General features: G+C 63.0%; 11 protein-coding genes and 1 pseudogene. 4 read left to right on the plus strand and 8 right to left on the minus strand.

The features are described 5' to 3' along the window. The 7 genes and pseudogenes from Q7T45_RS24715 to Q7T45_RS24745 form a co-directional block, all read right to left on the minus strand. Window positions 1-418 (minus strand): annotated as a pseudogene (locus tag Q7T45_RS24715) (CtpF protein); the annotation flags it as partial. Further along, window positions 415-1,155: a CpaD family pilus assembly protein gene (locus Q7T45_RS24720; RefSeq protein ID WP_304874404.1), complete on the minus strand. Its 741-nt coding sequence runs from the start codon at window positions 1,153-1,155 to the stop codon at window positions 415-417. The gene Q7T45_RS24720 and the pseudogene Q7T45_RS24715, both read right to left, overlap by 4 nt. Window positions 1,156-1,176: 21 nt before the next feature. Next, window positions 1,177-2,607: a type II and III secretion system protein family protein gene (locus tag Q7T45_RS24725; RefSeq protein ID WP_370691358.1), complete on the minus strand. Its 1,431-nt coding sequence runs from the start codon at window positions 2,605-2,607 to the stop codon at window positions 1,177-1,179. A gap of 44 nt (window positions 2,608-2,651) precedes the next feature. Further along, the gene (cpaB, locus tag Q7T45_RS24730; RefSeq protein WP_304874407.1) at window positions 2,652-3,446 is read right to left on the minus strand and encodes a Flp pilus assembly protein CpaB; all 795 of its coding nucleotides are present in this window, start codon (window positions 3,444-3,446) and stop codon (window positions 2,652-2,654) included. 127 nt (window positions 3,447-3,573) lie between these two features. Then, window positions 3,574-4,098, minus strand: coding sequence for a prepilin peptidase (locus tag Q7T45_RS24735; RefSeq protein ID WP_304874408.1), 525 nt, complete (start codon window positions 4,096-4,098; stop codon window positions 3,574-3,576). A gap of 101 nt (window positions 4,099-4,199) precedes the next feature. Beyond that, window positions 4,200-4,346, minus strand: coding sequence for a hypothetical protein (locus Q7T45_RS24740; protein WP_304874410.1), 147 nt, complete (start codon window positions 4,344-4,346; stop codon window positions 4,200-4,202). Between the two features lie 81 nt (window positions 4,347-4,427). Beyond that, on the minus strand, window positions 4,428-4,592 hold the full coding sequence (locus Q7T45_RS24745; protein ID WP_304740921.1) for a Flp family type IVb pilin: 165 nt from the start codon (window positions 4,590-4,592) through the stop codon (window positions 4,428-4,430). A 325-nt stretch (window positions 4,593-4,917) separates the two neighbouring features. Here Q7T45_RS24745 and Q7T45_RS24750 point away from each other — a divergent pair, with 325 nt between their 5' ends. From Q7T45_RS24750 to Q7T45_RS24765, 4 genes are all read left to right on the plus strand, one after another. After that, the gene (locus tag Q7T45_RS24750; RefSeq protein ID WP_304874412.1) at window positions 4,918-5,751 is read left to right on the plus strand and encodes a sterol desaturase family protein; all 834 of its coding nucleotides are present in this window, start codon (window positions 4,918-4,920) and stop codon (window positions 5,749-5,751) included. Between the two features lie 145 nt (window positions 5,752-5,896). Next, a complete protein-coding gene (locus tag Q7T45_RS24755) occupies window positions 5,897-6,388 on the plus strand; it encodes a pilus assembly protein N-terminal domain-containing protein (RefSeq protein WP_370691356.1) in 492 nt (163 codons plus the stop codon). A 206-nt stretch (window positions 6,389-6,594) separates the two neighbouring features. Next, window positions 6,595-7,167, plus strand: a complete 573-nt coding sequence (locus tag Q7T45_RS24760) for a TadE/TadG family type IV pilus assembly protein (RefSeq protein WP_304874414.1) — start codon at window positions 6,595-6,597, stop codon at window positions 7,165-7,167. 12 nt (window positions 7,168-7,179) lie between these two features. After that, on the plus strand, window positions 7,180-7,782 hold the full coding sequence (locus tag Q7T45_RS24765; RefSeq protein WP_370691357.1) for a TadE/TadG family type IV pilus assembly protein: 603 nt from the start codon (window positions 7,180-7,182) through the stop codon (window positions 7,780-7,782). Between the two features lie 128 nt (window positions 7,783-7,910). Here Q7T45_RS24765 and Q7T45_RS24770 read toward each other — a convergent pair. Next, a partial coding sequence (locus Q7T45_RS24770) for a cold-shock protein (protein ID WP_304874415.1) occupies window positions 7,911-8,097 on the minus strand: 187 nt, incomplete at its 5' end.

Here is an 8,097-nt window from a genome sequence, read left to right on the forward strand (position 1 = left end):
CGATCGTATTGACCGGCGCGAGCACATAGTCGCTGACGCCGCGGCGCACCAGTTCGCGATACAGCGTGACGTCGTTGATCTTGCCGATCACGACCACCCGGGTTCCGGAATCGCACACGGTGGCGAGTTGATCGAGGCCCGCGAGGATATCGGTGCGGCCTTCGGTTTCCAGGATGATCACGTTCGGCGTCGGCGCGGTACGATAGGCCTCGATGGCCGCAGCCATGCCGCCCATCTGGATCTTGAGATGAGCCTTGCCGAGGCGGCGGTCTTCGCCCGCCGACTGCACGGCGGCCGCGGTTTCCACGGTTTCGCAAAACGCCTGCACCGACACTCGCGGCGCGGGCGCAATGTGATCGTCCGCGGGCGGCGATGCGTCCGGCTGCTGTTCGGTGTTCTGGCGCGCGTAGCTGATCATTTGCCTGTATCGCTGAGTTTGGCTCTGTCGGATTCGGGATAGGCGGTCGCGGTCGAGGTACCCTTGCGATACTTGTCGAAGGCGATGTTGCGCCGGGACGTATAGGCCGGTGTTTCACTTCGCGGCTGCACCAGATCGGCCGGATTGTCGACCATCGCCGCCATGTTGCGCTGATAGGCGCAGCCGAAATTGTAGTACGACTTGTTTTCGTAATAGCTCTTGTTCTTGATCGAGGGACCGAGATCCTCGGGCCACAACCCGCAAGGGCCGGCGACCGCCGAGATCTTCGGATAGTTCAGCCGGATCGTCGCCATCGTGCGCGGATCATCCGGCTTGTAGCGGCGGGCAACGACCCCGCGCGCCGGCACACCGGCGGCGGCCAGCGTCGCCTGAATTTCCCGGAACGAGTCGGCGGCCGCGCGCGCATTCGGCGTGTCGACCGGCACGTCGGCGGTGATGGCGCCGGTGCCCTCGCGCAGCCAGACCTGGCCCAGTCCGATCACGTCGGCGCGCTGCGCGGCGGAGAGTCCGCCCCGCGCCTGCCCGACGAAGATCACGACCGAGCGGTTGGCTTCCTCGATGGCGATCGGGTGGCGATGGCGATAATCGTCGGGAAAGGGCTCGGCCTTGGCAACGTCGCCGGTGTGCCTGCAGGCACCCAGCACGACGGCCAGACCGACAAGCGCTCCCGCCAGGCGGAAAGCGCGACTGCGATCGAGGGGTAGTTTGATTGTCATCGTTTTCGTCCTCGTCCCGCTTCAGTCGGTAATAAAGCCGTAGGTGCCGCGATAATTCCGCACCGGTTCGACGCGGCCCGGAACGCCGTAGATGCGATTGATGCTGCCCAGCAGGTCGGCCTGCGGATCCGACGCATTGGCAAAGCCGTCATCCGGCCTCGACAGGTCCTTCTGCGCCACCGCGCGCACGATAAAGGGCGTGACCAGCACCACCAGTTCGGTCTGGCTGTTGACGAAGTCGCGGCTGCGGAACAGCGTTCCGAGCACCGGCAGCTGGGCCAGGCCGGGCAGACCGTTGATGGCCTGCTTGGTCTGTTCCTGGATCAGGCCGGCCATCGCCATTGCACCGCCCGAGGGAATTTCAAGCGTGGTTTCCGCGCGGCGGGTCTTGACCGAGGGGACCGTCAGCGAATTGCCGGACCCCTGGCTGATGGTAATGGCGTTTTCGTTCGACAGTTCGGAGACCTCGGTCATCACCCGCAGGCTGATGCGGCCCTCGGTCAGCACCACCGGGGTGAAGTTCAGCGAAATGCCGAACTTCTTGAAGCTGATCTGGGTGGTGCAGACACGGGTAACGGGATCGCAGTTGTAGCCGGCCGGGACCGGAAACTCGCCGCCGGCGATGAAGGTCGCGGACTCACCGGAGATCGCGGTCAGATTCGGTTCAGCCAGCGTGCGCACCACGCCGGCATTCTCCATCGCACGCAGGGTGGCCGACACCGACGAGCCGAATGATGCGGTTGCGGCGTTGCCGGAGACCAGCGGACGGCCCAGCGCGGTGAAAGGGTTGGAATTGTTGAAGTTCACGACCGCGGTGCCGTAATTCAGGGTGCCGGAGAGATCGATGCCGAGCTGCTTGATGATATTGCGCGCGACTTCGGCGACGGTGACCTTCAGCATCACCTGGTCGCGGCCGCGCACCGCGATCGAATTGACCACCTTCTCGGCGCCGCCGGCCAGGCGCGCGGCGAGTTCGCCGGCCTGCTGGGCCTCGATCGGGCTTGCCGCCGAACCGGTCAGCATGACGCCGTCGCCGATGCCCTCGATCTGGATGTCGGCATTCGGCAGCGTGCTCTTCAGCGCCGCGCGCAGACCGTTGAGGTCGCGCTTGACGGCGATATCGTAGGCCGCGATCTGCTGGCCGGCGGCATCGAAGAACACGATATTGGTCTGGCCGACCGCGGCGCCGATGATATAGGCGCGCTGCGAGGAACGGACGACGGCATTGGCGATCTTGGGATCCGCGACCAGCACGTCCTTGATGTCGCGCGGCAGGTCGATCACGATGGATTTGCCGATGCCGAGCGCCAGAAAGCGCGCGTTCATCTGGCCGTCGGCGGCAACCGGCGCCGCGACGCGATAGTCGCCCGCCAGCACCGGCGTCAAGGCCTGATTGAACATCATCGCTGTGACAGCCGAAAACGACAGGGCGCGGACCATCATGGCCCGCATCACCGGCTGAGTTTCCCTGCACTTCATTTCGCGCGTCCTCTTTGTCACTTCTGCATCGTCGTCGGGCTGGAGACGCCGTAGCGAACTACGTTGACGCTTTCGCCACGCTTGGAAACGTGTTCGTCGGTTCGGTTCTCGACCATGTTGAGGTCGGCGATGCTGCGCAGCGCCAGCGCCAGCGTGCCGGTCTGGCGCGCGCGCGCCAGCGTCTCGGCCTGCTCCGGCTTCAGCTCCAGCGTGACGGTCTTGCCGACCACGGCGTTCTGGCCGTCTTTTTCCTTTGGCGCCTGATCGATCGCGAGCACGCGAACATTGGTCAGGATGATTTCGGAGTTGACGATATCGGCGCCGTTCTTGTCGGCGCCCTTCTCGCGCTTGGAAAGGATCACGTCGACGCGGTCGTTCGGCAGGATGAAGCCGCCGGCGCCGGTCTCCGGCGAAATCTCGGTGGAAATGGCGCGCATGCCGGTGGGCAGGATCGCCGCCATGAAGCCGGATCCGTCGGCCCTGACCAGCTTCTGCTCCCGGATCGGCTCGCCGGCGATGAAAGGCGCGCGCGCGATCGATCCCGCCACCTGCGTGGTGGCGTCAGGACGTTCGCCGCGGCGAATAAAGCTGTTGCTGTTCGACGAGGCCGGCCACGTCTGCCATTGCAGGTCGTCGGGCTTGAGCGATTGGCCGAGACCGATGTCGGACCTGGCGACGAGAACGTCGACCGTCGGCATCTGGGCGACCGGTTCCGCCGGCGCCGGTCCCTTGTCGGATCCGCTCGCAAGATATGCGGCCACGCCTCCGGCTCCGACAGCGATGGTCAGCACCACAATGCGTGCGGTATTCATACGCTTCACTTTCCACATTACGCCGCGACGCTTCCGTCGCCGTGATGGGAGTTGACCAGCTATTCGTCAAAGCATGGTTAATGAGGCGTATCTAAATCGCGTTAACGAGAGTTTACCGAACGCGCGCTCAGCGCATGGCGAAATGGCTGAGGTCCACGGCCTTGATCCATTCGGTTTCCGGATAGATCATCAGCGCGCCGATCGCCAGCGCGATGCCGTAGGGGATGCCGGTCTCCTTGGCATGCAGCTTGAGCAGCCAGGGCTGGCCCGCGAGCTGCCAGGGCAGCGGCCATTGCCGGAACTGCAGCAACAGCAATGTCAGGGCGCCGCCGAACAGCGAGGCATAAAGCAGGTAGTTGAGCAGATGGCCGAAGCCGAACCACAGTGCCGCCGCGGACGCCACCTTGGCGTCGCCGCCGCCGACCCAGCCCATGGCAAAGCAGCCAAAGGCGATGACAAGCACGGTCAAGCCGGCGCCGATATGCGAGAGGATTTCGTGGAATGGCATGCCGCTCAGCAGCGCGAGCGCCAGAAAACCCGCAGCCAGCGCCAGCGACACCCGGTTCGAAATCGTCATGGTGAAGAGGTCGCTCGCCGCCGCGAACGCCATCAGGGCCGGAAACAGCGAGAGGCGAACGATATCGAGGATCATGGGACTAGGCGGCCCGTGTGGCTGACGCGAGGTCGGAGCATCGCCCGAGTCTAGCGGTCAGAGATGAACAATCGGGAAACGGCAAGGAAAGACGGGAGCGGTCACCAGATACTGGCGATCCGAACGACGATGGCGAGCAGCGCCAGCGCGAGCGCCAGGCAGACCAGCTCCATGGCCCGCCTGTCCCGGCTGCCGGCCGGAAGGGCCGCACTTGTGGCCGCCGCGGCGGTGGTCATCGGTTTACGCATGTTTACGCCAACACCACTCTATAGAGACAGCAAAGGCCCCGGAACTTCCGGGGCCTTTGAAGTTTTCCCGAGAACAGTCGCTTATTTCAGCGAGCTGTTGATCGAGGTGAACTTGGTGTTCAGGTTGGTACCGAGGCCGTTCACCACTGCGATGATCGCGAGCGAGATGCCGGCTGCAATCAGGCCGTACTCGATGGCGGTGGCGCCGGACTCGTCCTTCACGAAACGCGAAATCAGGTTCTTCATATTCAACTCCATGTGTACACGTGGCTGGTCGACTAACGTTTGGTCTCGCCGGCGTTCTCAGCACCGTGACCATGGGGGCAACCCTAAGGTCGGGAAATTTCGGCGCAGTTAATTCGACTGCGTAAACATCGATGCATTCGGCAGTTCTTGAGCAGAGTAAATGTGGAATTAAGAGATTGCCTGCAATTCGACAGATGGCTGGATCGGCTTGATTTAGAGAGCTGCAAGGTAACGAACGGCCGCGGATTCACGGCTCCTTAAGGCAGGTTCATGGCTCTTTAAGCATGAGCGCGTACCCATAAAGGGTCCCGCGGATGAGGTTGCCATGTCGAATTTGCCCCTTGAAGTCGTTGTGATGTTTGGCGAGACGATCGCCAAGGTGGTGCCCGTCACGATCGGTCTGGCCGTGGTGTTCTCGGTGCTGACCCATTTCTGGGCCTGCAATCCGGGAACGCCGTGGTGGCGCAAAAAGGAGCTCATCACCGACGTCTGCTACTGGTTCTTCGTCCCCCTGTTCGGACGCGTGCTGCGGATCGGGCTGCTGGTGCTCGGCGCCGGCGTCTTCTTCAAGATCCATGATGCCGACGAGTTGATCGCATTCTACGACAATGGCCACGGCCCGCTGGCCCAGCTGCCGCTCTGGTTCCAGGCGGTGCTGTTCCTGGTGCTGTCGGACTTCATGTTGTACTGGCTGCACCGGATGTTTCACCGGGGCGATTTCTGGAAATACCACGCCGTCCATCACTCGTCCGAGGAACTGGACTGGATTTCCGCAGCGCGCTTCCACCCCGTCAACCTGTTCCTGGGAACCATCCTGGTCGACGTATTCCTGCTGATCGCCGGCATTTCGCCCAACGTCATGCTCTGGGTCGCGCCTTTCAACATGTTCCATTCGGCGTTCGTGCACGCCAACCTGAACTGGACGCTCGGCCCGTTCAAATATGTGCTCGCCACCCCTGTGTTCCACCGCTGGCATCACACCGCGCTGGAAGAGGGCGGCAACACCAATTTTGCCGGCACTTTTCCGCTCTGGGACATCCTGTTCGGGACCTTCCGGATGCCGGAAAACAAGCTGCCCGACCATTACGGCGTCGATGACCAGGCGACGTTTCCGACCGAGATTGCCGGGCAACTGGCCTATCCGTTCCGGCAGTCGTAGGCGGCTGCGGCGGATCTCGCCGCCGTTTGCACTTCGTTCACACATTAAGGTCAGATTTGCCCTGTCGGGCGCCGGTTCCGCTGCGTATCGCTTTTGCCGGCTCGTCAACGCCCCGGGGTAGAGTATGTCGTTCAGTTGCTTGCGTATGCGCACACGCGCGCTTTCTTCATTCCGCTCGCTCACGATCGGAATGCTGCTGTGGCCAGCAGCGGCCTTGGCCGCGCCTGCGGCCGACACCGTCCTTGTCAATGTCGATCAGGCCAAACTGGTCAAGCTCCCCAGCAAGGTCGCAACCATCGTGGTCGGCAATCCCCTAATCGCCGACGTCGCGCTGCAGGCCGGCGGCATCATCGTCGTCACCGGCAAGGGCTACGGCGCCACCAACTTCATCGCGATGGACCGCGCGGGCGATATCCTGGTCGACCGCATCATCCAGGTCGAAGGCCCGACCGACCAGCAGCTTGTCACTGTCTATCGCGGCGTCGAACGCGAATCCTGGAGCTGCCAGCCGATCTGCCAGCGCCGCGTCACCCTGGGCGACGGCGAGAACTACTTCAAGGCCGCGATCGATCAGGCCGGCTCGCTCTCCAACCAGGCCAGCGGCGCCGCCGCGGCAGCGGGCAAAGCGCAGAACTGATGTCCGCGCTGTCAGGCGTGGCGGCGACCGTCATGCCCTGATGGCGCCCGGCACGGCGAATCGCGGCGCACGGGCCACGCCCAAAATGGTTAAGGCCGGGTTAACAATGCGGGTCACGCTGCTTCGATCCGGCGAAACACTTCAACAATCAGTTTCAGCTAAACCTCGCGGGCAGGAAATTGCCGCCGCGATTTAAGGATTGTTCGATGTCGTTGCCCGCTGCCGCACCAGGCTCGTTCAGAACCGTATTGCACAGGTTTCGCCGCAACCGCCGCGGTTCGGCCGCGGTCGAATTCGCGCTGGTGGCGCCGGTGTTCTTCGCGCTGCTGTTTGCGATCATCGAGACCGCGATCGTGTTTTTCGCAGGCCAGGTGCTGGAGACCGTCACGCAGGACTCCGCGCGCAAGATCATGACCGGCCAGGCGCAGACCGCCAATTACAGCAAGACGCAGTTCAAGGACAACGTCGTTTGCCCGACCGGCGCTCTCGCCAAGGTGCTGTTCAACTGCAACGACCTCTATGTCGAAGTGAAGAGCTATCCCACCTTCCCCAACGTCACGATCACCGAGCCGATCGATGGCAACAAGGCCTTCATTCCGCCCACCAGCTATTGCCCGGGCGAGGGCGGCGACATCGTCGTGGTGCGGATGTTCTATCAATGGCCGCTGTTCGTCACTGGGCTCGGCTACAACATCTCGAACCTGGCCGGCAGCAAGCGGCTGTTGTCCGCGACCGCCGCATTTCGCAACGAGCCCTTCCTCGCCACTGCCCCTTGCTGACAGGACAAAGCGATGAAAACGATCTCGATATTGCCAGTCTGGCTTCGCATGCGCCGCACCGCCGCGAGGATGCTCGCGGATCGCAGCGGTATCGCTGCGACCGAATTCGCCGTCATCGTGCCGGTCATGCTGGTGATGTTCTTCGGCACGGTGGAGTTTTCATCCGGCGTTGCGGTCGATCGCAAGGTGACGCTGATGGCGCGAACGCTGTCCGATCTGACGTCGCAGTCGACGTCGGTCAACGACACCGACCTGACCGGCTTCTTCGCCGCCAGCAAGGGAATCATGACGCCCTATTCGCCGACGCCGACGCTATCGACGATTTCCGAATTGTATGTCGTCCCCGGGTCGCTGGTGGTGAAGGTGATGTGGAGCCGGGGTTCGGCGCCACGTGCGCAGGGAAGCACGATCACGATACCGACCGAGCTCAAGGTTTCCGGCACCTATCTGATCTTCAGCGAAGTCAGCTATCGCTATGTACCGGCGGTCGGCAAGGTGATGGCGCCTGCCGGGGTAGATCTGAAGGACGTCGCCTATACCCGTCCGCGGCAGTCGACCTGCGTGATCTACCCGACGCCGAGTTCCGGTTCGCTTCCTGCCTGTCCGACATCGTGACCGCAGGCTGGTCCGATCACGACCGGTATCGGTCGAAGCTGGGGCACAAATAAAAAGGCCGCGCACCGGGCGCGGCCTTTCACATTAGTCAGGTCGGATTTCCCCGGGCCGCGCCCGAAGGATATCCGTTAGCCAGCGGCGCGCAGATTGTCGGCCGAAGACTTGCCAGAGCGACGATCGGCCACGATCTCGTAGCTGATCTTCTGGCCTTCACGCAGCGTGCCAAGGCCGGCGCGCTCTACGGCGCTGATGTGCACGAACACGTCGTTGCCACCGTCATCCGGTTGAATGAAGCCGAAGCCCTTGGTCGCGTTA

This window comes from Bradyrhizobium sp., from assembly GCF_030646015.1.
In the GTDB taxonomy this organism is placed as follows: Bacteria; Pseudomonadota; Alphaproteobacteria; order Rhizobiales; family Xanthobacteraceae; genus Bradyrhizobium.

What these genes read in the sequence shown, in the direction of transcription:
- Q7T45_RS24720 (WP_304874404.1), bottom strand. Translation starts at nt 1,155, where the DNA reads ATGACAATCAAACTACCCCTCGATCGCAGTCGCGCTTTCCGCCTGGCG.
- Q7T45_RS24725 (WP_370691358.1), bottom strand. Translation starts at nt 2,607, where the DNA reads ATGCGGGCCATGATGGTCCGCGCCCTGTCGTTTTCGGCTGTCACAGCG.
- cpaB (WP_304874407.1), bottom strand. Translation starts at nt 3,446, where the DNA reads ATGAATACCGCACGCATTGTGGTGCTGACCATCGCTGTCGGAGCCGGA.
- Q7T45_RS24735 (WP_304874408.1), bottom strand. Translation starts at nt 4,098, where the DNA reads ATGATCCTCGATATCGTTCGCCTCTCGCTGTTTCCGGCCCTGATGGCG.
- Q7T45_RS24740 (WP_304874410.1), bottom strand. Translation starts at nt 4,346, where the DNA reads ATGCGTAAACCGATGACCACCGCCGCGGCGGCCACAAGTGCGGCCCTT.
- Q7T45_RS24745 (WP_304740921.1), bottom strand. Translation starts at nt 4,592, where the DNA reads ATGAAGAACCTGATTTCGCGTTTCGTGAAGGACGAGTCCGGCGCCACC.
- Q7T45_RS24750 (WP_304874412.1), top strand. Translation starts at nt 4,918, where the DNA reads ATGTCGAATTTGCCCCTTGAAGTCGTTGTGATGTTTGGCGAGACGATC.
- Q7T45_RS24755 (WP_370691356.1), top strand. Translation starts at nt 5,897, where the DNA reads ATGCGCACACGCGCGCTTTCTTCATTCCGCTCGCTCACGATCGGAATG.
- Q7T45_RS24760 (WP_304874414.1), top strand. Translation starts at nt 6,595, where the DNA reads ATGTCGTTGCCCGCTGCCGCACCAGGCTCGTTCAGAACCGTATTGCAC.
- Q7T45_RS24765 (WP_370691357.1), top strand. Translation starts at nt 7,180, where the DNA reads ATGAAAACGATCTCGATATTGCCAGTCTGGCTTCGCATGCGCCGCACC.